Origin of the sequence: Micromonospora sp. DT44, from assembly GCF_049841635.1 — a bacterium.
GTDB lineage: Bacteria > Actinomycetota > Actinomycetes > Mycobacteriales > Micromonosporaceae > Micromonospora.
Genome location: NZ_JBNCKS010000053.1, coordinates 1 through 23,635, shown reverse-complemented (window position 1 = coordinate 23,635; position 23,635 = coordinate 1). Strand labels below are relative to the sequence as shown.

The following is a 23,635-nucleotide window of genomic DNA, read 5'->3' as shown; positions in this document are numbered from 1 at the left end:
ATGGCTGTCGAAACCACCACCCGGGCCAAGCTGCGCTGGGGCCTGCTGGACGTCCTCGTGGTCGTCTTCGCGCTGGTCCCGGTGCTGTGGATCGCCTCGCTGTCGTTCAAGACGCCGGCCACCCTGACCGACGGGAAGTTCATCCCTCGCGAGTGGACACTGGACAACTACCGGACGATCTTCGACACCGACCAGTTCGTCCGAGCGCTGGTCAACTCCATCGGCATCGCGCTGATCGCCACGCTGATCGCGGTGGTCCTCGGTGCGATGGCCGCGTACGCCATCAGCCGGCTGGATTTCCCCGGCAAGAAGCTGCTGGTCGGCATCTCCCTGCTGATCGCGATGTTCCCGCAGGTGTCACTGGTGTCGCCGCTGTTCGAGATCGAACGGCAGCTCGGGATCTTCGACACCTGGCCCGGGCTGATCCTGCCGTACATCACCTTCGCGCTGCCGCTGGCGATCTACACGCTGTCGGCGTTCTTCAAGCAGATCCCCTGGGACCTGGAGAAGGCGGCGAAGATGGACGGCGCCACGCAGGCCCAGGCGTTCCGGCGGGTGATCGCCCCGCTGGCCGCGCCCGGCCTGTTCACCACGGCGATCCTGGTCTTCATCTTCTGCTGGAACGACTTCCTGTTCGCCATCTCGCTGACCTCCACCGAGCGGTCCCGCACGGTGCCGGCGGCGCTGTCGTTCTTCACCGGCGCGTCACAGTTCGAGGACCCCACCGGGGCGATCTGCGCCGCCGCCGTGGTGATCACCGTACCGATCATCCTGTTCGTTCTCTTCTTCCAGCGCCGCATCGTCTCCGGCCTGACCTCCGGCGCAGTCAAGGGATAGGTGGGTAGTCATGGCTGACATCGTGCTCGACAAGGTGAGCAAGAGTTTCCCGGACGGGACCGTCGCCGTGCAGGACGTCGACCTGGAGATCGCCGACGGCGAGTTCGTGATCCTGGTCGGACCCTCCGGCTGCGGAAAGTCCACCACCCTCAACATGATCGCCGGGCTGGAGGACATCAGCTCCGGCGAGCTGCGCATCGGCGGCCAGCGGGTCAACGACAAGGCCCCCCGGGACCGGGACATCGCCATGGTGTTCCAGTCGTACGCGCTGTATCCGAACATGACCGTGCGGGAGAACATGGCGTTCCCGCTGCGGCTGGCGAAGCTGGACACGGAGACGATCAACTCCAAGGTCGACGAGGCCGCCAAGGTGCTGGAGCTGACCGCGCTGCTGGACCGCAAACCCGCGAACCTCTCGGGTGGCCAGCGGCAGCGGGTGGCGATGGGCCGGGCGATCGTCCGCCAGCCCAAGGCGTTCCTCATGGACGAGCCGCTGTCCAACCTCGACGCGAAGCTGCGGGTGCAGATGCGCACGGTGGTGTCCCGGTTGCAGAAGCAGCTCGGCACCACCACCGTCTACGTCACCCACGACCAGACCGAGGCGATGACCCTCGGTGACCGGGTGGTGATCATGCGGGGTGGCGCGGTGCAGCAGGTCGGCCCGCCGCAGGAGCTGTACGACCACCCGCGCAACCTCTTCGTGGCCGGCTTCATCGGTTCGCCGTCGATGAACTTCCTGCACGCGGCGGTGCAGGACGGCAGCCTGCGGACGGCCCTGGGCGACGTGCCGCTCGGCGACCGGTTGCGCCGGGAGCTGGAGGCGGCCGACGCGCCCCGCGAACTGATCCTCGGTATCCGGCCCGAGCACTTCGAGGACGCCGAGTTGGTCGACGACGAGACCCGCCGCCGGGGTCTGGAGTTCGAGGCCCCGGTGGAGATCGTCGAGTCGATGGGCTCGGACAAGTACGTGTACTTCACCGTGGAGGGTGAGCGGGCCAGCGCCGCCGAGTTGGAGGAGTTGGCCGCGGACGCGGGTGCGGGCGACTTCGCCGGTGCCGGCGGCAACCTGGTGACCCGGCTGTCCGCTGAGTCCGGCGCGACCGAGGGCCAGCCCCGCCGAGCCTGGTTCAACCTGGAAAAGATCCACCTCTTCGACCCGAACACAGGCCGCAACCTGACCCTCGACAAGGCCCACTAACCCCGCCCCCACCCCCCGGCCCGTCCCCGTCCCCGTCCCCGCCTTCGTCGATCTTGCACTTTGTGTCGTCGACATAGAGCGGCAGGTCCTTTATGTCGCAGCAGAAAGTGCAAGATCGACGCGGACCGGGGGCGGGGCGGGGAGAGGGACGCGGCGGGGCGGGGCGGGGCGGGGCGGGGTGCGGGGTGGGGGTGGGCGTGGCAGGGTGGGTTGGTGATGGATCGGGGACTTGTCGCGTTGGCCGCCACGCACGGCGTGTCCACCTGGTACGAGGACTGGCGGCACCGCCGTGTCGAGGTGGCGCCGGAGACCGTCGTCGGCGTGCTCGGGCTGCTCGGCGTGGACGCCACCAGCCCCGCCGCGCTCGCCGACGCGCTTGCCGCCGCCCGCGCGGTGGACCGGACCGCGCTGCCGCCGACCCTGGTGTTGCCCGAGGGCGCGACGCACGCGCTGCCCGGCCCGGGCGTGGTGTCCCTGGAGGACGGTGGCCGCCGGACGGTCGACGCGGAGCTGCCGGGGGACCTGCCGCTGGGCTGGCACCGGCTGGCCTGCGACGGGCGGGACGTGACCCTCGTCGTGGTGCCCCGACGGCTGCCCGTGCCGCCCCGCACCTGGGGCTGGATGCTCCAGCTCTACGCGCTCAGCTCCGAGCGGTCCTGGGGCATGGGCGACCTCGGTGACCTGGCCGACTTCACCGGATGGGCGGGCGGAACAGGCGCGGGGCTGGTGCTGCTCAACCCGCTGCACGCGGTCGGACCGGCCCACCCGGTGGCCGCGTCGCCGTACTCGCCGGCCAGCCGACGCTTCGTGAATCCGCTCTACCTGCGCGTCAGCGACACCACCGCGTACGCGGCGGCGGACCCGGCCACCCGCGCGGTGGTCGACGCGCTACGCCCCGATCGCGGGGACCTGATCGACTACGACGAGGTGTGGACCGCCAAGCGGCACGCCTTGGAGTTGCTGCACCCGTACGCCCCGGCGGTGGACCTCGACGCGGACCCGGCGCTGACCAGCTTCGCCACCTGGTGCGCGCTGGCCGAGCGGCACGGCAACGACTGGCGGGCGTGGCCGGCGGAACTGCACCACCCCGACGCCCCGGCGGTCGCCGAGCAGCGTCGCCAACTCGCCGACCGGGTGGCGTTCCACGCCTGGCTGCAACACCTGTGTGACGAGCAGCTCGACGCCGTGACGGCGGCGGCCCGGTCGACCGGCATGCCGGTCGGCGTGGTGCACGACCTGGCCGTCGGCATCGACCCGGGCGGCGCGGACGGCTGGCAGCTCGCCGACGTCCTGGCCCAGGGCGTACGGGTCGGCGCGCCCCCGGACGACTTCAACCAGCTCGGCCAGGACTGGGGCCTCGCCGCGTGGCGACCGGACCGGCTCGCCGAGACCGGGTACGCGGCGTACCGGGACATGCTGCGGCGGACCCTGCGGCACGCGGGCGGCCTGCGGGTCGACCACGTCGCCGGGCTGTGGCGACTGTGGTGGGTGCCGCCGGGCGCCGGGGCCGCCGAGGGCACCTACGTGCGGTACGACGCCGAGGCGATGCTCGGCATCCTGGCGCTGGAGGCGCACCGGGCCGGCGCGGTGGTCGTCGGCGAGGACCTGGGCACGGTCCAGCCGGCGGTGACGCGCGGGCTGCGCGAGCGCAACATGCTCGGCTCGACGGTGCTGTGGTTCGCCCGGGACGACGACGGCGAGTTCACCCCACCGGCCCGCTGGCCCACGAACGCCCTCGCCACGATCAGCACCCACGACCTGCCGACCGCCCCCGGATTCCTGACCGGCGAGCACGTGCGGGTGCGCGACGAGTTGAAGCTGCTCGGCACCGACGTGGCCGTCGAACGCGCCCGGGCCGCCGCCGACCGCGAGCGGCTGCTGGCGATGCTGCGCGCCGAGTCGTTGCTGCCCGAGCCGCCCGACGCCGATGCGGAGGCCGGCGAGGAGCCGGACGACGGCGACGTGGTGGTGGCGATGCACGCCGCGCTCGCGGCCAGCCCGGCACGACTGCTCGGCGTGTCCCTCTACGACGTGCTGGGGGAGGTGCGCCAACCCAACATGCCGGGCACGGTCGACGAGTACCCGAACTGGCGGCTGCCGTTGCCGGCAAGCGTGGCGCAGATCCGCACCGACCCCGGCGTGACCCGGATCGTCGACCTGCTCACCGCAGCCCGCCCCCGGCCGACCCCGCCCGACCCGGCCGGCCCGTAGGCCGCCCGACCCCGCCCGGCCAGTAGGCCGCTCGACCCGGCGGGCCAGTAGTCCGCCCGGTCAGGCCGGCCAGTCGAAGCGCGGTGGTAGCCCGAGGAAGTCGGCGTACCGGGTCAGCGCCTGCTCGACGCCGGCCCTCTCGCCCGTGGGCACCGGCGTCAGCGGCCGTACCGTCAGGGTGACGGCCTGCCGGCCGACCTTGCGCTTCCACACGCCCACCACGCGACCGGCGCGGACCACGGTCGCCTGGAAGATGCCGTTGTTGCCCGGCACCACGGCCGCCCGGTGCGCGGGGTCGAGCATCAGCGTGCGATCCCGGTAGCCGAGGAGGTACTCGTCGAAGCCCGGCAACGCGAGCACCTCGGCCGCCGGGGCGCGCGGGGTGTCGGCCAGCGCCGCGTCCACGTACATCGGCTCGCCGTCGACGCGTACCGTGCTCAGCAGGCCGGCGGCGGCGGTCAGGCCGCGCCGCGCGTCGGTCAGGGTGAGGCCGCTCCACCCGGCGAACTCGCGGTCGGTGACCGGCCCATGGCCGCGGACGTAGCGGTGGGCGAGCAGCGCCAACGCCTCGTCCCGCTCCGGGCGGCGTTGCTCCGGCGCCCACTCGTCGAGCAGGGCGAACGTCTGCTCGGTGCCGATGGTGGGCGCCACGCAGGTCACCCCGCGCACGGCTGCGTACCAGAGCAGGTGGTAGCCGCGCTGGCCGTCGGTGCCGAGCCCCGCCTCGCGCAGGGTGGCGAGACACTGCGCGCGGGTGAGCCGGCCGCCACCGGCCAACGCCGCGCCCAGCACATCGCCCGCCCGGTCGGCGTCGGCCTCGCTGAGGCCGAGCTGCGCCCGGCGGCTCGCCACGCCGGCCAGCGAGCGTACGCCGGTCAGCTCCAGCATCCACCGCACGTCGGCGGGGGGCACGAGGTGCACGGTGCCCCGCATCGGCCAGGTGCGCAGCGCTTCGCGGCGTTCCAGCGCGGCCTGCACGTCGGTCACCGTCCATCCCGGCAGCCGGGCGCCGAGTGACCACAGCCCGCTCGCCAGGTCCTGAGCCTGCATCGCCCCGAACCACTCGACGACCTCGGCGACGGTGCCCGGCCCGACGGGCGGGCGCAGCAGCAGGCTGGTCATCCGCAGTGCCAGCGCTTCGGCCGCGCTGAGGTCGGCAGTCATCGCACCCCTTCCGGTCGCTCCGCCGCAGCCTAGGCCCGAGGACCGACACGCACGGTTAACCGCCGCGCCGGTGGGAATGCGGCCGGCCGGAAGTACGCGCGCCGCGCGTACGGAAGGGAGTCCCATGACTGCCGCAAGCCAACCGGCCCGCGGTGCCGGCGTACCGGCCGATTCTCGGGCCCATCGGGCGTCCACCGGGGTCAAGACCAGCGCGGCCGCCACCTTCGCTCTGGTCTTCGGTGTGGCCGGCCTGTTCAGCGTGTTGACGGCCATCCTCGCCTGGGTTGGGCTGGTGCTCGGCATCATCGGCATCGTCCTCGGCATCGTCGGGCTGAAGATGGCCCGCCGGCCGGGCGTGACCGGCCGGGGCGTGTCCATCGGCGGCCTGGTGCTGAGCATCCTGGCGGTCCTGATCGGCCTGGGCCTCGCCGCGGGCATCACCACCTTCGTCAACAACAAGGGCGCGGTGGACCGCCTTCAGAACCAGGTCGACGACCTGCGGGACAAGCTCGACTGACCTCGGCCGGGGATCGGGGCCAGCGGAGTGTCGCTGGCCCCACACCGGCCTTCCCGGGGTGCGGACGCGGCACGGCTGGCGTCGTGGAGGGGTGGCCCTGCCTCCGCTAGAGTCGAAGCGGATCGCCGTTCCACTAGTATACGGAACGCTGATCCGTTTACCAGTCGCGTGTCTGAAGGAGAACCGTGTCGGCGACGAGCCAGACCCCGGAAGTGCCGGCCCGTGGCCGACGGGCCGACGCCGTACGCAACCAGCAGACGCTCCTCGCGGCCGCCGCGGCGGTCTTCGTCACCTCCGGCGTCGAAGCGCCGATCCGGGAGATCGCGGCCCGTGCGGGGGTCGGCATCGGGACGATCTACCGGCACTTCCCGACCCGGGCGGACCTCGTCGTCGCCGTCTACCGTCACCAGGTCGAGGCCTGCGCCGAAGCGGGACCGACCCTGCTGGCGAACGCCGCCTCTCCCCTGGCGGCCCTCCGCCAGTGGGTCGACCTCTTCACCAACTTCCTGGTCACGAAGCACGGCCTGGCGAGCGCGCTGCAGTCGGACGCTGGCGGCTTCGACACGCTGCACGCCTGGTTCGTCGACCGTCTCGTGCCGGTCTGCGGGCAACTGCTCGACGCCTCCGTCGACGCGGGCGAGATCACCCCCGGCACGCGCCCGTACGAATTGATGCGCGGCATCGGCAACCTCTGCGTCAGTCGCGACAACGACCCGGACTACGACCCCCGCCGCCTCGTCGACCTGCTGCTGCGCGGCCTCCAGCGCTCCCGGTGACCGGAGATCACAGTAGGGTGGGCGGCGTGCTCCGCCAGGTCACCGCGATCCGCTACGTCACCCCACTGCGGGAGGGTGGCTCACTGCCGGGCGTCGTGGAGGCCGACGACCTCGGCACGTACGTCGCGAAGTTCACCGGCGCCGGGCAGGGGCCCAAGGCGCTCGTCGCCGAGGTGATCTGCGGCGAGCTGGCCCGCCGGCTGGACCTGCGGGTGCCGCCGCTGGTGGTCCTCGACATCGACCCGGTGATCGGGCGGGCCGAGCCCGACCAGGAGGTGCAGGAGCTGCTGCGCAACAGCGGCGGCGCGAACCTGGGGATGGACTTCCTGCCGGGCGCGCTCGGCTTCGATCCGGTGGCGCACCCCGTCGATCCGCTGCTGGCCTCCCGGGTGCTGTGGTTCGACGCGTACGTGGAGAACGTCGACCGGAGCTGGCGCAACCCCAACCTGCTCATCTGGCACCGCGAGCTGTGGCTGATCGACCACGGCGCCGCACTGTACTTCCACCACAACTGGCCCCGCGCCGACGCCGCCGTGCACCGCGCCTACCGGGCCGGGGACCACGTGCTCGCGCCGTACGCCGACCGGGTCGCCGAGGCCAACGGCGAGCTGGCCGCCCGGGTCACCCCCGACCTCCTCCGGGAGGTGTTGGCGCTGGTGCCGGCCCAGTGGCTGACCGCGGCCGACTTCGACTCGGCCGACGAGGCGCGGGAGGCGTACGTGTCGCACCTGTCGCGGCGGGTCGCCCGCCCGGCGGACTGGCTGCCGGCGGGGGGCGCGGCGTGAGGCATCCCTTCGAGTACGCCGTCATCCGGCTGGTGCCCCGCGTCGAGCGCGGAGAGCAGATCAACGTGGGTGTGCTGCTCTACTGCCAGCAGCGTGACTTCCTGGCCGCGCGGACGCACCTGGACGCCGACCGGGCGCGCGCCCTGGCGCCCGATGTCGACCTGCCGGCCGTCGCCGCGGTGCTGGAGTCGCTGGACCGGACCTGCTCCGGCGACGGGCCGGCCACCCGCATGCGGCTCGGTGAGCGCTTCCACTGGCTGGTCGCGCCGCGCAGCACGATGATCCAGGCCGGTCCGGTACACACCGGCCTCACCGCCGACCCGGCGGCCGAGCTGGACCGGCTGATGACGATGCTGGTCCGCTGAGCGGGCGGTGGGCTGAGCGGTCTGAGCAGGCCGGGCGGCTTGGGCGGCCCGCGCGGCCGGGTGGCCGGAAAAGCGCCGGACCCCTGATCGCGCTGCGCCAGCGCCGTTGCCGGCGGAGCGCGATCCCCCGTTCAGGCGCCGGTGCCAGGGGGCGGCAGGATCGCACGCCGGCACCGGATGGCATCAGGATCGCCGTCCGCGCGGGCGACCGGATCGGAACGTCCGGGAACTTGCGGAAAACTTGAGCCCGGACGACCGGAACACCGCGATCCGTCGTTTGTCTCCGCACCGCCCGGGTAGTCGCGGGAGCTGACCCGAGACGAGAAGGGGACAACTCTGATGGCTGCCCAGACGAAGGTGGCGGTGATCTACTACAGCGCCACCGGCATCACCTACCAGATGGCGCAGGCCGCGTGTGAGGCCGCCGGGGAGGCCGGCGCGGAGGTGCGCCTGCGCAAGGTACGGGAACTCGCGCCGGACGAGGCGATCCGCTCGAACTCCGGTTGGCAGGCGCACCATCTGGACACCCAGGACGTTCCCGAGGCGATGATCGACGACCTGGCCTGGGCCGACGTGTCGATCTTCGGCTCGCCCACCCGGTACGGCATGATCGCCGCGCAGTTGAAGCAGTTCATCGACACCACCGGCCCGCTGTGGGCGCAGGGCGCGCTGGCCAACAAGGTGTACGCGGCCTTCACCTCCACGGCGACGTCGCACGGTGGTCAGGAGACGACGCTGACGTCGCTCTTCAACGTCTTCTACCACTGGGGTGGTGTGGTGGTCCCTCCCGGCTACACCGACTCCAGCCAGTTCATCGCCGGCAACCCGTACGGCGCCTCGCACACCAGCAACAACGGGGAGATCGCCCCGGACGCGGTGGCGCTGGGCGCCTGCGCCCTCACCGCGCGCCGGGCGGTGCTGATCGGCACGGCGCTCAAGCAGGGCCTGGGCGGTTGAGGCGACCGGTGGCGCGGACGGGGGCTCTCGACCCGCTCGCGCCACCGGTCGCACCAGCCCTACCCCGCGACGACGGTAACCATGCCGTGGCCGGGAGCTAACCCTGGCCGACCGGCCGCGACGCCGGCAGCAGGTCGGTCAGCATCTCGGTCAGCACGGTCAATCCGTCCGGGCTGAGCACCGACTCCGGGTGGAACTGCACCCCGGCGAAGCCCTTCCCGCGCAGGGCGTGCACAGACCCGTCGCGGACGTCCCGGGCCAGCTCCACGGTCCCGTACGCGGTGTCCAGCCGGTCCGCCTGGGCGCGGGCGGTGAACGAGGAGTAGAAGCCGACCCGCCGGGACCGGCCGAACAGTGTGACCTCCCGTTGCAGCCCCTGGTAGGGCGCGTCCCTGCGGTGCAGGGGCAGCCCCAGCAGGCCGGCCAGCACCTGGTGCCCCAGGCAGACCGCGAGGGTGGGTCGACCGGTCGCCAGCAACTCGCCGAGCAGGTCCCGCAACGCCGCCATCTTCGGATCGTCCGGGCTGCCCGGGTCACCCGGGCCGGGTCCGGCCACCACCAGGTCGTACCCGTCGATCGGGCCGCCGGCGTGCCACGGGCGCAGCGTGACCGCGAGACCCAGCGCGCCCAGTTGGTGCGCCAGCATGCCGGTGAAGGTGTCCTCCGCGTCCACGATCAGGGCCCGTAGGCCGGCCAGCCCGGGCAGCCCGGGCGCGTCGGGCGACCGCTGGTCCAACCAGAACCGGGCCAGCGGCGTGTTACGCGCGGCCAGCGCGTCGCGTACCTCCGGGTCGTCGGCGAGTCGCACGACCGGCCCGCGCTCGCCGGTGGACGCCGCCGGGCCGAGACCCAGCGCGGCCAGCACCCCGGCCGCCTTGGCGTGGGTCTCGGCCACCTCACCGGCCGCCGTCGAATGCCGGACCAGGGTGGCGCCGACCGGCACCCGCAGCCGACCGGAAGGGGAGATCTCGGCGGTACGGATCAGGATCGGCGCGTCCAGCGTCTGCCGGCCGGCGTCGTCGTGGCCGAGCAGCGCGAGCACGCCCGCGTAGTAGCCCCGACCCCGGCGCTCGTGTCGGGCGATCACCCGGCAGGCGTTCTCCATCGGACTGCCCGTCACGGTGGGCGCGAACATGGTCTCCCGCAGCACCTCCCGTACGTCGCGGGTGCCCCGGCCGGCGAGCAGGTACTCGGTGTGGGCCAGGTGCGACATCTCCTTGAGATAAGGGCCGATGACCTGGCCGCCGTGCTCGGCGACGGTCGCCATCATCTTCAGCTCCTCGTCGAGCACCATGTACAGCTCCTCGATCTCCTTCGGATCGGCGAGGAACCGCAGCAGGTCCGCCCGGTCCGGGGTGCCGCCGGTGGGCCGGAAGGTGCCGCTGATCGGGTTCATCATGACGAGCCCGTCATCGACGCTGACGTGCCGTTCCGGGCTGGCCCCGACCATGGTGCGGGCGCCGGTGTGCACCACGAACGTCCAGTAGGCGCCGCGTTCGGCGACCAACAGCCGGCGCAGCGCGGCCAGCGCGGCCACCAGCGGCGCACCCAGCACGGTGGCGTGCAGGGTGCGGTGGATGACGAAGTTGGCACCCTCGCCGCGACCGATCTCGTCGGTGAGCACCTGCTGCACGATCCGCGCGTACTCCTCGTCGCTGACGTCGAAGGCGGCGTCCCGGGTGCGGACCGGCTCGTCGGGCAGCGCGGCAAGCGCCTCGGCCAGCGGGACCCAATCGTGTTCGCGGACCTGGAGACACTCCAGCGGGGCGTCGTCGTCGACGCAGGCGAAGCCGCGCTCGGCGATCTGCCGGTACGGCACCAGGGCCAACGTCCGCGCCCCGGGCTCACCCGGGGGCAGCGGGATGTCCGCCAGCCGGTCGACGGTGCCGACCGGCCCGGTGAACAGTTCCAGGTCGTCGGCGCCCTCGCGGCGCAGCAGCGCGAAGGGGCCGGGATCGTCGCCCCGGTAGATGGCGGCGAGCAGGTCGGTCAGGGGGTTCTGGCTGGTCATCGTGGTCTCCGTGGGCGCCGGGCGCCGCCAGCGGGGGCGGCCATCCGGGCCGGAGATCCGGCGGCCGCCTCGGTGGCGGCCGCGTGGATGAAGCTACGCGCGGGGGGTGGCCGCCGGGTCGGCGGGCCACCAGGAGGTTGGGTGCGCGAGCATGCGCATCACCTTACGCGGTCGAGGCCTCACTCGGGACCCCTTCCGGCGTACGGGTGTGCCGGGCCGGACCCTCGTCCCGGCGCGGCCGGCACCGGGTAACTTGACCGGCGATGAACATTCTCGCGCTCGACCTGGGCACCTCCTCCGTACGCGGGCTGGTGCTGGACGGGGAAACCCGGCCGCTGCCCGGCGCCCTGGCCCGGCGCAAGGTCAAACTCGCCATCGGGGACGACGGCACGGGCACCCTCTCCGGCCCCGACTACCTCGCCAGCCTCGTCGAGTGTCTGGACGAGCTGGCCGAGGCGGGACACCTGCACGACGTGGGCATGGTGGCGACGTCCGCGCAGTGGCACTCGGTGCTCCCGCTCGACCGTGACGGCAGCCCGCTGGGCCCGGTCGTCACCTGGTTGGACACCCGGCCCGCGCCGGTCGGCGACACGTCCGGCCCGGCCGACCCGGACGGCTTCCACCAACGCACGGGCTGCTGGTGGCACCGCTCCTACTGGCCGGTGCGCCTGCCCTGGTTGCGGGACCAGTCGGGGACGCCGGTCAGCCGGTTCGTCGGCCTTCCGGAATACGTGCTGGGCGAGTTGCTCCAGACGGCACCCATGTCGATCTCGCAGGCCTCCGGCACGGGCCTGCTCGACCTCGTCACCCTGCGCTGGGACGAGGAGGCGCTGACGCTGGCCGGCGCACGGCCCCGCGACCTGCCGCCGCTGGGCGAGTTGGACTGGCACGGCCGGCTCCGCCCCGACCGGGCCCGCCGCTGGCCGCAGTTGGCTGCGGCCCGGTGGGCGCCGCCGGTGGGCGACGGTGGCGCGTCCAACGTCGGCTCGGGCTGCGCCGACCCGAGCCGGGCCGCCGTCACGGTGGGCACCTCCGCGGCGGTACGCCTCATGCAGCGCATCCCGGCCGGCGAGCCGCTGCCGCGGCTGCCCGAGCGCCTCTGGCGCTACCGGGTCGACCACGACCACGTGGTGACCGGGGCGGCGTACTCCAGCGGTGGCAACCTGTTCGCCTGGGCGGACCGGGAACTGCGGCTGCCCCACGGGGACGAACTGGACGCGGCGCTGGCGCTGGTGCCGGTCGGCGGTGGCCGGCCGGCCGATCCCCGGTTCGGCGGCGACCGGGCGCCCGGGTTGGCCCCGGCGGGCACCGGCGAGCTGCGCGGTCTGAGTTTCAGCACCACGGCGGTGGACATCCTGGCCGGGCTCATGCAGGGGTTGTGTGAGCTGGTCGCCGAGGACCTCGCGGTGCTGGAGTCCACAGTCGACAAGCCGGTCGGGGTGGTGCTGGGCGGCGGCGCGGTGGCCGCGTCGGTGTGGTGGCGGCAGGCGTTCGCCGCCGCGCTCGCGCCGCGACCGGTGTCCCACCAACGCAACCCGGAGATCGGTGCCACCGGAGCGGCACTGGTGGCCCTGGGTCACTTTGATGCGGCGGCGGCGCTCGCCGACATCGGCCGGACGGACGAACTGGTCTCACCGACCACGACAGGACGTTCCCACCCGCAGTATCCTTCCTGAACTTTCGCCCTGCCCGGGCCGTTGACAGCGCCACCGAGCCTGGTTGGATGGACTCCGCTCCCCGGGTCGCGGTGGACGCGGCAGGACGGAGGAGGCAGGGTGGCGGCAGGTCCCGACCCGTCGATCGGTGCGGTGTCGAACCACCGTCGGCGTCGCTTCGACGTCCGGGTCGTTCCGCATCGACGCCGCTCGCCGTTCCGGCTGCGGGACTGGCGGATGAGCACCAAGCTCGCCACCGTGCTGCTGGTGCCCTCGATGGCGTTCCTGGTGCTGGCGGGCGTGCAGACCAGCGCGCTGGTCGGTCGGACGGCCACATTGAACGACTTCTCCCGGCAGGTCGGCATCGGTCGGCAGATCACCGCCGTGGTCGACCAGCTCCAGCAGGAGCGCGACCGTTCGGCGGGTGAGCTGGGCGAGTTGCGCCGCGGTGGCGACCGCGAGGCGGCGGCCACCGCCCTGCGGCCGTTGCAGTCGGCCACCGACCGCGCCGTCGAGGACCTCCGGCGGGCGGCCGAGCCGTTGGCCGACGCGGACGCCTCCTGGCGGGTCGCCTACTCCGAGGTGCTCGAGGCGTACGACCAGGTCGTCGACATCCGACCGGCCATCCCGCCGGCGGTGCTCAGCAACGACACCATCCTGAGCAACTACCACCGGGCGGTCGACTCGCTGCTGGACCTGCTCGCCGAGCCGACACCGGGCCAGGACCGACCGGGGTTGAGCGACGCGGTGCTGCGCTACGTCCAGATCGCCCGGGTCAAGGAGCTGTCCTCCCGGGTCCGGGCGCAGCTCTACGGCGCCGGCCGGGCCGGCCGGTACGGCACCGAGGACCGGGTGATCCTCTCCGACCTGCGTGCCCAACAGCTCACCGCGCTCGGCGCGTTCCGGGTGTCCGCCACCAGCGACCAGATCCGCCGGTACGACGAGACCTCGGTGAACCCGGGGTTCCAGGTCGCCACCCGCCTGGAGGAGCGCAGTCTTCCGCTCGGCGACGCGGCGCCGGAGGTGCTGCCCTCGGAGCAGTGGTGGTCGGCGAGCCAGCAACGCCAGGAGCTGCTACGGCAGGTCGAGGCGAGTGTGCTCGACGACGCGGTGCGGCAGGCCGACGACGCGAGCAGCGGCCAGTTCCGGACCACCCTGCTGGTGGTCGGCGGCGTCGTGGCGGTGCTGCTGGTCGCCCTGCTGATCTCTCTGCTGGTCGGGCGCTCGGTCGCCCGGTCGATGCGCCTGTTGCGCAGCCAGGCGCTGCGGATCGCGCAGGTGGAGCTGCCCGACGCGCTGGACCGGCTGCGCACCGTCACCGGTGGCGTGCCGACCATCGACGTGTCCCCGGCGGTCGTCCGCTCGCTCGACGAGATCGGTGAGCTGGCCGAGGCGTTCGTCGCGGTGCACCGCAGCGCCGTGACGGTCGCCGTCGAGCAGGCGCTGATGCGCCGCAACGTCAACGCGATGTTCGTCAACCTCGCGCGCCGCAGCCAGGTGCTGGTGGAGCGGCAACTGGAGCTGCTCGACGACCTGGAGCGTGAGGAGAGCGACCCGGACCAGTTGGAGAACCTCTTCAAGCTCGACCACCTGGCCGCCCGCATGCGCCGTAACGACGAGAGCCTGCTGGTGCTGGCCGGCACGGATTCCACCCGCCGGTGGAACCGCCCGGTGGGCCTGGGCACCGTGCTGCTGGCGGCCGCCGCCGAGATCGAGCAGTACCAGCGGGTACGGCTTGAGTCGATGGGTGCCGTCAACGTGGTCGGGCACGCGGTCGGCGAGCTGGTGCACCTGCTGGCCGAGCTGCTGGAGAACGCCACGGCCTTCTCCCGTCCGGACACCTTCGTCGTGGTGACCGCCCGGGTCGAGGCGTCCAGCGCGCTCATCGAGATCGTCGACGACGGTCTGGGCATGAGCCCGTCCGCGCTCGCCGAGGCGAACGCGGTGCTGGCCAGCCCGCCGGCCGCGGACGTCGCGGCGGTCGAGCGGATGGGCCTGTTCGTGGTCAGTCACCTGGCGAGCCGGCTCGGTGTGCGCGTGCAGCTCGAGGGGCGCCACAGTGGCCTCCTCGCGCGGCTCGTGCTGCCGGCGACCCTGCTGGCGCCCGGCGGCCCGGTCGAGTTGGATCCGCCCGCGCCCGCCCGGATGCTGGCGTCAAACGCGGCCCGGGGCGCCGCGGCGCAGCGTGGGGCGGGTGCGCCCCCGTCCGGCGGCGTTTACGGAACAGCGACCGCGCCGCTGGACCTTCCGGTGGCCGGTCGTCCGCCGGCCGCCGCCGTGCCCCGCCAGACCCGACCTGTGCCGGTACGCGCCGAGGACGTGTTGGCTCCGGCCGCCGCTTCCGCCGGTGACGGCGGCGGCTGGTGGTCCCGGCAGGGGCCGTCCGCGCCGGCGGCCCCGGTCCAGCCCGTGCCGCCCGCGACTCCGGTGACGGCCGGCACGAACGAGCGGGGCCTTCCGGTACGCGTACCCATGGCGCAGCTCTCCGCGGTCACCCGCCCCGCCCAGCCGGAGTCGTCGCCACGGCGCGCCGACCTCGACCCGGACGCGGTCGGCGGCATGCTTTCCCGGCTCTACAGCGGGGTACGGCGTGCCGAGGCCGAGGACACCACCGAGATAGCGGTGCCACCCTCGTGGGGGCACGACGAAGGAGGACGACAGTGACGACGTTGAGCCAGGAGGCACGTGACCTGAGCTGGCTGGTGAGCGCGTTCGCGGAGCGGGTGCCGGGCGTGGCGCACGCGGTGGTGGTCTCCTCCGACGGGCTGCTGGTGGCGATCTCCGACCACCTGCCCCGCGACCACGCGGACAAGCTCGCCGCGGTGACGTCCGGGCTGATGAGCATCACGGCGGGCGCGGCGCAGATGTTCGACGGCGACATCGTCAAGCAGACGGTGGTCGAGATGGGCCGGGGCTATTTCCTGGTGATGCAGGTGCGCGACGGGTCCATCCTGGCCACGCTCGCGGCCGGGGACGCCGACATCGGCGTGGTGGGCTACGAGATGGCGCGGTTGGCGAAGCAGGCGGGGGAGATGCTCACCCCGGCGCTGCGAGCGGAGTTGCAGCAGGCGCTGCCTCGCTGAGTCTTCCGGCCGTGACCCGGACGGTCACCGGCTCACCCGAGCCGAGCCGTCCGGGCCCGGCTGTCCGGGCGAGGAGTTCAGAAGCCACCCTCGGCGATGACGGAGCGGTACCAGTGGGCGCTGCGCTTGAGCACGCGCCGTTGGGTCACGTAGTCCACGTAGACCAGGCCCCAACGCTGCTCGTATCCCTCGTCCCATTCGAAGTTGTCGAGCATCGACCAGACGTGGAAGCTCTCCAGCGGCACCCCGTCAGCGATGGCGCGGTGCGCGGCGGCCAGGTGGTCGCGCAGGAAGGTGATCCGGCCACTGTCGTCGACGGTGTCGTCCGCGGCCAGGGTGTCGGGGGTGGGCAGACCGTTCTCGGTCACGGTGAGCGGGATCGGGCCGTAGTCGCGGGTGACCCGGGTCAGGACGTCGTACATCCCGTCGGGGTAGATCTGCTGCCAGCCGGCCTCGGAGGTGGGCCAGCGGTGTTCGGTGCTGCCGTCGGCGGCGACGTAGATGGGCGTGTAGTACTGCACGGCCAGCAGGTCGACCGGTGACGAGATCACCGCCAGGTCGCCGTCGTGGATGCCCCGGACCATCCGGCTCTGCGGGCCGAGGTCGGCCAGGACGTCCTGCGGGTAGCTGCCCTTGAGCACCGAGTCGAGGTAGAGGCGGTTCTCGTAGCCGTCGTAGAGGTGCGCGGCGGCGGCGGCCTCGGCGGAGTCGTCGGTGGGGTAGCAGGGGTGCAGGTTGAGCGCGGGGCCGATCCGGGCGGTGCTGTCCGAGGCCCGTAGCGCGCGCACCGCGAGGCCGTGCGCGAGCTGCAGGTGGTGGGCGACGAGGTAGGCGGCCTCCGGATCCTGTCGACCGGGCGCGTGGTGGCCGGTGAGGTAGCCGTTCTGTACGACGGTCTTGGGCTCGTTGATGGTGAGCCAGACCGGCACCCGGTCGCCGAGCGCGCTGAAGACGGCGTTGGCGTAGTCGGCGAAGCGCAGGGCGGTGTCGCGGGACTCCCAGCCACCGGCGTCCTGCAAGGCCTGCGGCAGGTCCCAGTGGAACAGGGTCGCCATCGGGGCGATGCCGCGTTCGTGCAGACCGTCGAGGAGACGACGGTAGAAGTCGAGCCCACGCTGGTTGGGCGCACCGCTGCCGTCGGGCTGGATGCGGGGCCAGGAGATGGAGAAGCGGTAGCTGCGCAGACCCAGGTCACGCATCAGGTCGAGGTCTTCGACGTACCGGTGGTAGTGGTCGGCGGCCACGTCGCCGGTGTCGCCGTTGCGGGTACGACCGGGGACGCGGCTGAAGGTGTCCCAGACCGACTCGCCGCGGCCGTCCTCCTTGGTGGCGCCCTCGATCTGGTAGGCGGAGGTGGCCGCGCCCCAGCCGAAGTGGCGGGGGAAGCGCAGTGGGCCGGCGGGCCCGGTAGGTATCGACATGGATTCTCCTCGTGGATACGGGGCCACCGCCGAGATTCGGGAGCGCTCCCAGGATAGGCCAGAAGCGCTCGACCCGGTGAGCCGGCCGTCACGGCGGCCGACGATGGCGGGTCGAGGCGGGTGAGGGCCCCGGACAGCGAACGAGGCCGACCGGGCGGCGCTTCGCGCCTGTCCCGTCGGCCTCTTTTCCCATCGTGTACGGGGGTTTAGTGTGGGGACGGGGGAGGGCAACCCCCGTCCCCACCGTAACTGCACACACACGGGCGGAATTGGGTCCTGCCGTGCGTGTCGCGCGGGAGCCGGGCCACGCGAGTGGCTCTGGTTCCACCTCCCTCCCTGTGGCGGGATGATGGCTGACGGCGGCGTCCGGGCTGGCCCGCCGTCGGCCTTCGGATGGTTCCCCGGGCCCGCCACGAGGACGGTCCCGGCGATCTTCCAGTTGGAACCTTTGTCGATGGAAGCGCTCCCATCGACCGATGTTGCGACTGTAACGCCCGTCACGCCTTTGTGAAAGACCCAAAACGAGATCGAAACAAGTGGGTGTTCTCGGCCCCTCCGCGCTTGTTGTGGGAGCGCTTCCATGGCACACTGTCGATTCAACGCGACAGGAGCCAGATCGCGTGGGCGCGGGACCGCCGAGGGCAGCCGGAGCACCGCCTCCGGTCACGGCACCCGAGCGAGCCGGCGGGACCCCCTCCCGCGCGGGCCGCATCGCCGCACCCCGGCCGGGCCCGGGGCTACCACCTTCCCGGGCGCCTCGAATCCCCCGCGTACCACCACCACCTGCGGGCAGGCGCCTCGCCGGGAACCACCCGGCCTGGTCCGAGGAGACACCGCGCACATGAGACATCTGGCACGACGCCGTCGAGTGGCGATCCTCGCCGCCGCCGCGCTCGCCGGCGGCGGGGTGATGCTGCCCGCTGGCGCCGCACAGGCCGCACCGGCCTGCGACGTGGTCTACGCGACCAACGACTGGAACACCGGCTTCACGGCCAACGTGACCATCAAGAACCTGGGCGACCCGATCAGCAGTTGGTCGCTCAAGTGGACCTTCCCGAACAGCGGACAGCGGGTCACCCAGGGCTGGTCGGCCCGGTACAGCCAGTCCGGCAGCGAGGTCACCGCGACCAACGAGTCGTACAACGGCAACCTCGGTACCGGGGCCTCCACCACCATCGGCTTCAACGGCTCCCACACGGGGAGCAACCCGAAGCCCACCTCGTTCACCCTGAACGGCACCCCCTGCAACGGCACCCCGGCCAACCAGCCGCCGTCCGTCTCGCTCAGCCTGCCCTCCGGGCCGTTCACCGCGCCCGCCGACGTGCCGCTGACCGCGACCGCCAGTGACCCGGACGGGACGATCAGCAAGGTCGAGTTCTACCGCAACGGCCTGCTCATCAACACCGACACCACCGCGCCGTACTCCTACACGCAGGAGGACCTGCCGGCCGGCAGCTACACCGTGCAGGCCAAGGCGTACGACAACGCCAACGGCATCGGAGTCGCCGAGAAGTCGTTCACCGTCGGCGCCGCCAGCGGCCCGACGCTGGTCGCCACGCCGTCCGCGGTGAGCGTCAACGAGGGTGGCACGTCCACCTTCAACCTGAAGCTCAGCGCCGCGCCGACGACAAGTGTGCCGGTCACCCTCACCCCCTCGGGCGACAGCGACATCACGGTCTCGCCGAGCACCGTCACGCTGACCCCCAGCAACTGGAACACCGGGGTCACCGTCACGATCGCCGCGGCCGAGGACACCGACACCGTCGGCGGTAGCGCCACCATCACCGCCGCCGCCACCGGTCTCGCCTCGCTGGCGGTCGCCGCCACCGAGATCGACAACGACACCCCCGGCGGCGACAACGCCTACATCAAGAAGTTCCTCGCCCAGTACGGCAAGATCAAGAACTCGGGCTACTTCAGCCCCGAGGGCGTGCCGTACCACTCGGTCGAGACGCTGATCGTCGAGGCGCCCGACCACGGCCACGAGACCACCTCGGAGGCGTTCAGCTTCTGGATCTGGCTGGAGGCCCAGTACGGTCGCGTCACCCAGAACTGGGCGCCGTTCAACAACGCCTGGACGGTGATGGAAAAATATATAATTCCGAATCATTCAGACCAGCCAACTGCGGGCTCCGCCGGCACCCCGCAGTACGCCGCTGAGTACAACCTGCCCAGCCAGTACCCGTCGGCCCTGAACCCGAACATCTCGGTCGGGCAGGACCCGCTGCGCTCGGAGCTGCAGTCCACCTACGGCACCGGCGACATCTACGGCATGCACTGGCTGATGGACGTCGACAACACGTACGGCTTCGGCCGCTGCGGCGACGGCACCACCAAGCCGGCGTACATCAACACCTTCCAGCGGGGCACCCAGGAGTCGGTGTGGGAGACCATTCCGCAGCCGTCCTGTGACACCTTCAAGCACGGCGGTCAGTACGGCTACCTCGACCTGTTCGTCAAGGACAGCGGCGCTCCCGCCAAGCAGTGGAAGTACACCAACGCCCCGGACGCCGACGCCCGTGCGGTGCAGGCCGCCTACTGGGCGCTGACCTGGGCCAAGGCGCAGGGCAAGCAGGCCGACGTCGCCGCCACCGTGGCCAAGGCCGCCAAGATGGGCGACTACCTGCGGTACGCGATGTTCGACAAGTACTTCAAGAAGATCGGCAACTGCGTCGGGGCCAGCACCTGCCCCGCCGGCAGCGGCCGGGACTCGGCGCACTACCTGCTGTCCTGGTACTACGCCTGGGGTGGCGCGTACGACACCAGCCAGAACTGGTCCTGGCGGATCGGCTCCAGCCACAACCACTTCGGCTACCAGAACCCGTTCGCGGCCTGGGCGCTGACCAACACGCCGGAGCTCAAGCCGCAGTCGTCGACCGCGGTCTCCGACTGGACCAAGAGCTTCGACCGGCAGCTGGAGTTCTACACCTGGCTCCAGTCCTCCGAGGGCGGCATCGCCGGCGGCGCGACCAACAGCTGGGACGGTAGCTACGCCCAGCCGCCGGCGGGCACGAGCACCTTCTACGGCATGTTCTACGACGTCGACCCGGTCTACAACGACCCGCCGTCGAACCAGTGGTTCGGCATGCAGGCGTGGTCGATGCAGCGGATCGCCGAGCTGTACCTGCAGACCGGCAACGCGAAGGCCAAGGCGCTGCTGGACAAGTGGGTGCCGTGGGCGATCGCCAACACCACGGTCGGCACCAACTGGTCGATCCCGTCGGACATGAAGTGGACCGGCCAGCCGACCACGTGGAACCCGAGCAGCCCGCAGCCCAACACCAACCTGCACGTCGAGGTGATCAGCAAGGGCCAGGACGTCGGCGTCGCCGCCTCCTACGCCCGGATCCTGATCGCGTACGCGGCCAAGTCGGGCAACGCGGCGGCGAAGACCACCGCCAAGGGTCTGCTCGACGCGCTGGACGCCGCCAGTGACTCGAAGGGTGTTTCCACCACCGAGACGCGTGGCGACTACAAGCGCTTCGACGACGTCTACGACGCCTCCAGCGGTCAGGGCCTCTACGTCCCGCCGGGCTGGACCGGGAAGATGCCCAACGGCGACGCCATCGCCGCCGGGAAGAGCTTCCTGGACATCCGGTCGTTCTACAAGAACGACCCGGACTGGCCGAAGGTGCAGGCGTACCTGAACGGTGGCCCGGAGCCCACGTTCAACTACCACCGCTTCTGGGCGCAGGCCGATGTGGCCATGGCGTACGCCGACTACGGGACGTTGTTCCCGAACGGCTGACAGCGACCCGGGGTGGGTGGAGTGCCCTGCCCACCCCGGGGTTCGGCCGGGTCCGGGGGAACGACGGGACCCGGCCGGCGGACGGCCTGACACCCACGGTCAGGCCGGGGTGGGCCGGTCATCTGGTCAACGCAGCGGGTCGACCGGCCCACCCCACCGCCCGGACTGAAGACTGCCGCGAAAAAGCCCAGAAATTCCGGCTGTCACGGGATCACACCAAGGACGTTGACGGAGTAACGTACGTCACCGGAGAGGCCGCTCCCCCCGTGGCGGCCTCTCCACTTTTATGCCCGCAATCGCGGTGCGGGGACCGGGTGGCGCAAGCCTGGGTGTTCCGGTGGCAGCGACCGGCGCAGCACCACCCAGCTCACGGCCAGCGCCGCCGCGACCAGCGGCCAAGTCAACGCGACCCGGGCCACCACGAGCGCGAGCACCTGTCCACTCAGGTAGAGCGGGACGAACACCGCCACCCGCAGCAGGTAGGTCGCCGTCCACACCCAACTGGCCCGGCCGTACCCGCGCAGCAGCGCGGGATCCCTTCGCCATCGGGCGCGCTGGCCCAGCGCCGCGCCGACCAGCACGCCCAGCAGCGGCCACCGCACGACGATGCTGACGGCCCATGCCAGAGCGCTCGCGGCGTTCGACAGCAGCTGGATCAGAAAGAAGTTCTCGGCCCGGCCGGTACGCACCGCGATCAGCGCCGCGACGCAGACGGCGAGCAGACCGATCAGCACCGAGCGCGGCCGGTCACCCCGTCGCAGTCGTACGCCGGCCACGACGACGCCGACGGCGAGCGCCGCGCCCACACCGGCCCACAGCGACTCGCCGCCGATCAGCCAGCCCAGGGCGAACGCCACCGGCGGCAGGGTGGCGTCGACCGCGCCCCGCCGTCCGCCCAGCAGATCCGCCAGGGACTCCTCCCGCGCCGGGCCGGGCTCGACCTGGCCGGACTCGCGTTCCGGTGTGTCGCTCACCGCGACCTCCTCACCCCGCCACAACCTAACCGCCGACAGCCGGTGGGGCACCGAACGACCGGTCCGGTCCGGCCGCTACGGTGTGCGGATGCGCGCGACGGCACGGGGTTGGACCGCGGTCTGGTTGGTCGTACTGGCCCTCGTCCAGGCGGCCGCCTTCCTCGCCGTGTGGCGGGTTGCCGTGCACACCGAGATCGGTCAGTGGGTCGACACGGTCGCCCTCACCGGCAACGAGATCGGTCACGACCGCATCGACGGACCGGTGGACCGGATCCTGAACGCGATGTCGGTGGTGTCGCTGCTCGCCGCCACCGCGATGATCGGCTTCATCGCGCTCATCCGGGGGCGGATCGCCCTGGCCGTCACCGCGACCCTGCTCATCGCCGGGGCCAACGTCTCCACCCAACTGCTCAAGTACGGGCTGAGCCGGCCCGACTTCGGCGTCGACCCGGAGCGGGCCGCGGTGGGCAACAGCCTCCCCAGTGGGCACACCGCCGTGGCCGCGTCGGTGGCGGTCGCGCTGATGCTCGTCCTGCCCCGCAAGGTGCGGGCCGTCGGCGCCTTCGTCGGCGCGCTCTACGCCGCCGTCGCCGGGGTGGCCACCCTCTCCGCCGGTTGGCACCGGCCCAGTGACGCGGTCGCCGCCTATCTGGTGGTGGGTGTCTGGGCGGCGCTGGCCGGGCTGCTCCTGCTGATCACCCAACGGGAACAGGCCCAGATCGAGTCCGGCGACGCGCACCGCGTCGCCGCCGCCGTGCTCGGTGTCGCCGGAGTGCTCGCCCTGATCGCTTCCGGGCTGGCGCTCACCTGGCTGGTGGATCTGCGCGGGACCGGCCCGGAGGAGTTGGCCCGCCGACCGCTGTTCGCCGGGTACGCGGGCAGCGCCGCCGGCATCGCCGGGACGATGGCGGTGGTCATGGCGCTGGCGCTGACCGTCGTGCACCGGCTGGTACCCCGCGTGAAGGGTTGACCCGGCGCGCGTCCGGTGATCAGGCGCCCTGGCGGGGCGCGGGCACGTGCGGGGCGACGCCACGCAGATGGGTGAGCACCACCGGGTCGATCCGCCCCGGCACCAGGCGCTCCTCCAGATTCTCCAGCCCCGCCCAGGAGACCAGCGCCGCCTCCGGCCCGGCGTCGCCCACCGGGTGACCCAGCGCGGTGAGCAGCGCCGCCACCTCGTCGGCGACCGCGCCGCTCAGGTCGAGCAGCGTCGCCGGGTCGGGCCGGCTGAACAGCATGGTGTGCACGGCCAGCAGCCGACCGAGCTCGGCGACCGGGTCCGGATGGTCGTCCACCCGCAGGTCGACGACCACGTCGCTGGTGCCGCCGTACCCACCGCCACGCTCGACCACCAGCAGGCCGGCGCTCTGCCGGCCGCGCCGGTCCCCGCCGGCCGCGTCGCCGGCCCGCAGCGCGGCGACCAGGCGCTCGGCGAACGGCAGCGCCGAGGCCCCCTGCCACGTCTCGCCCATCGCGTCGACCACCTCGGGGCCGGCCAGGATGTTGCCCTGCGCGGCCCAGCCGTCGCCGACGCGTCCACCCGCCCAGGGGTGGCAGGCCGGCCCGGTCCAGCTCGCGCCCGGCCCGCTGACGCCCACCACGGCGAGCTGCCGGTGCTGCCGCTCGGCGGCGACCAGGCCGGCCACCACGTCGGCGGCGGCCACCCCGGTGCGCAACAACGCGAGCCCCTGCGGACGGTAGGCGAGGTTGACGTGCGCCTGGGTGGCCAGCGCGCCGACCTCTGCCGCGGCCGCCGGCACCAACGCTCCGGCGGCGAGGAACTTGCTGGCCACGACGACGCCGTAGCGGCGGCCGTCGGCGGAGCGGGCGACGAGGGAGAAGGTCACCCGCCGAGACTAGGTGACTGGTGTTAAACGATGGCTGCCACTGGCGTGGCGGCCATCGCTTTCTGTCTATTTTAGGTAGTTTGTTG

General features: G+C 72.4%; 18 protein-coding genes. 13 read left to right on the top strand and 5 right to left on the bottom strand.

What is annotated here, in order from left to right:
- The 3 genes from ACLQ25_RS25780 (at position 1) to malQ (ending at position 4,246) form a co-directional block, all read left to right on the top strand.
- Positions 1-837, top strand: a complete 837-nt coding sequence (locus tag ACLQ25_RS25780; RefSeq protein WP_425733375.1) for a carbohydrate ABC transporter permease — start codon at positions 1-3, stop codon at positions 835-837.
- A gap of 10 nt (positions 838-847) precedes the next feature.
- The gene (locus ACLQ25_RS25775; RefSeq protein ID WP_425733374.1) at positions 848-2,035 is read left to right on the top strand and encodes an ABC transporter ATP-binding protein; all 1,188 of its coding nucleotides are present in this window, start codon (positions 848-850) and stop codon (positions 2,033-2,035) included.
- A gap of 216 nt (positions 2,036-2,251) precedes the next feature.
- On the top strand, positions 2,252-4,246 hold the full coding sequence (malQ, locus tag ACLQ25_RS25770; protein ID WP_425733373.1) for a 4-alpha-glucanotransferase: 1,995 nt from the start codon (positions 2,252-2,254) through the stop codon (positions 4,244-4,246).
- A 60-nt stretch (positions 4,247-4,306) separates the two neighbouring features.
- Here malQ and ACLQ25_RS25765 read toward each other — a convergent pair whose 3' ends face one another.
- A complete protein-coding gene (locus ACLQ25_RS25765; RefSeq protein ID WP_425733372.1) occupies positions 4,307-5,410 on the bottom strand; it encodes a winged helix DNA-binding domain-containing protein in 1,104 nt (367 codons plus the stop codon).
- Between the two features lie 124 nt (positions 5,411-5,534).
- Between ACLQ25_RS25765 and ACLQ25_RS25760 the strand changes: the two genes are divergently transcribed.
- The 5 genes from ACLQ25_RS25760 (at position 5,535) to wrbA (ending at position 8,810) form a co-directional block, all read left to right on the top strand.
- On the top strand, positions 5,535-5,927 hold the full coding sequence (locus tag ACLQ25_RS25760) for a DUF4190 domain-containing protein (RefSeq protein WP_425733371.1): 393 nt from the start codon (positions 5,535-5,537) through the stop codon (positions 5,925-5,927).
- A gap of 185 nt (positions 5,928-6,112) precedes the next feature.
- Positions 6,113-6,703 carry a TetR/AcrR family transcriptional regulator gene (locus ACLQ25_RS25755; RefSeq protein ID WP_425733370.1) on the top strand — a complete coding sequence of 197 codons (591 nt, stop codon included), beginning with the start codon at positions 6,113-6,115 and terminating at the stop codon, positions 6,701-6,703.
- A gap of 26 nt (positions 6,704-6,729) precedes the next feature.
- On the top strand, positions 6,730-7,488 hold the full coding sequence (locus tag ACLQ25_RS25750; RefSeq protein WP_425733369.1) for a HipA family kinase: 759 nt from the start codon (positions 6,730-6,732) through the stop codon (positions 7,486-7,488).
- Entirely contained in the window at positions 7,485-7,853 is a 369-nt protein-coding gene (locus tag ACLQ25_RS25745; RefSeq protein ID WP_357128287.1) for a DUF3037 domain-containing protein, read from the top strand. The genes ACLQ25_RS25750 and ACLQ25_RS25745 overlap by 4 nt, the downstream gene beginning before the upstream one ends.
- A gap of 339 nt (positions 7,854-8,192) precedes the next feature.
- The gene (gene wrbA / locus ACLQ25_RS25740) at positions 8,193-8,810 is read left to right on the top strand and encodes an NAD(P)H:quinone oxidoreductase (RefSeq protein ID WP_425733368.1); all 618 of its coding nucleotides are present in this window, start codon (positions 8,193-8,195) and stop codon (positions 8,808-8,810) included.
- A gap of 97 nt (positions 8,811-8,907) precedes the next feature.
- Here the strand turns inward: wrbA and ACLQ25_RS25735 are convergent, their stop codons facing one another.
- Positions 8,908-10,821, bottom strand: coding sequence for an anthranilate synthase family protein (locus tag ACLQ25_RS25735; protein ID WP_425733367.1), 1,914 nt, complete (start codon positions 10,819-10,821; stop codon positions 8,908-8,910).
- A 263-nt stretch (positions 10,822-11,084) separates the two neighbouring features.
- Here ACLQ25_RS25735 and ACLQ25_RS25730 point away from each other — a divergent pair, with 263 nt between their 5' ends.
- From ACLQ25_RS25730 to ACLQ25_RS25720, 3 genes are all read left to right on the top strand, one after another.
- Positions 11,085-12,497 (top strand): FGGY family carbohydrate kinase, encoded by a 1,413-nt coding sequence (locus ACLQ25_RS25730; protein WP_425733366.1) that lies wholly within the window; start codon positions 11,085-11,087, stop codon positions 12,495-12,497.
- Positions 12,498-12,596: 99 nt separating this feature from the next.
- A complete protein-coding gene (locus ACLQ25_RS25725) occupies positions 12,597-15,140 on the top strand; it encodes a sensor histidine kinase (RefSeq protein WP_425733365.1) in 2,544 nt (847 codons plus the stop codon).
- Positions 15,137-15,559, top strand: a complete 423-nt coding sequence (locus ACLQ25_RS25720; protein ID WP_053652618.1) for a roadblock/LC7 domain-containing protein — start codon at positions 15,137-15,139, stop codon at positions 15,557-15,559. The genes ACLQ25_RS25725 and ACLQ25_RS25720 overlap by 4 nt, the downstream gene beginning before the upstream one ends.
- A 77-nt stretch (positions 15,560-15,636) precedes the next feature.
- Here the strand turns inward: ACLQ25_RS25720 and ACLQ25_RS25715 are convergent, their stop codons facing one another.
- Positions 15,637-16,980 carry a GH1 family beta-glucosidase gene (locus tag ACLQ25_RS25715; protein ID WP_425733364.1) on the bottom strand — a complete coding sequence of 448 codons (1,344 nt, stop codon included), beginning with the start codon at positions 16,978-16,980 and terminating at the stop codon, positions 15,637-15,639.
- Between the two features lie 841 nt (positions 16,981-17,821).
- Here ACLQ25_RS25715 and ACLQ25_RS25710 point away from each other — a divergent pair.
- Positions 17,822-20,728 (top strand): glycoside hydrolase family 48 protein, encoded by a 2,907-nt coding sequence (locus ACLQ25_RS25710; RefSeq protein ID WP_425733363.1) that lies wholly within the window; start codon positions 17,822-17,824, stop codon positions 20,726-20,728.
- Positions 20,729-21,012: 284 nt separating this feature from the next.
- Here ACLQ25_RS25710 and ACLQ25_RS25705 read toward each other — a convergent pair whose 3' ends face one another.
- Positions 21,013-21,702, bottom strand: coding sequence for a DUF3159 domain-containing protein (locus ACLQ25_RS25705; RefSeq protein WP_425733362.1), 690 nt, complete (start codon positions 21,700-21,702; stop codon positions 21,013-21,015).
- Positions 21,703-21,784: 82 nt separating this feature from the next.
- On the opposite strand from ACLQ25_RS25705, the gene ACLQ25_RS25700 reads away from it, so the two are divergent.
- Positions 21,785-22,672 carry a phosphatase PAP2 family protein gene (locus ACLQ25_RS25700; RefSeq protein WP_425733400.1) on the top strand — a complete coding sequence of 296 codons (888 nt, stop codon included), beginning with the start codon at positions 21,785-21,787 and terminating at the stop codon, positions 22,670-22,672.
- Between the two features lie 19 nt (positions 22,673-22,691).
- Here the strand turns inward: ACLQ25_RS25700 and ACLQ25_RS25695 are convergent, their stop codons facing one another.
- A complete protein-coding gene (locus tag ACLQ25_RS25695; protein WP_425733361.1) occupies positions 22,692-23,549 on the bottom strand; it encodes a DUF1028 domain-containing protein in 858 nt (285 codons plus the stop codon).
- Positions 23,550-23,635 lie beyond the last annotated feature (86 nt).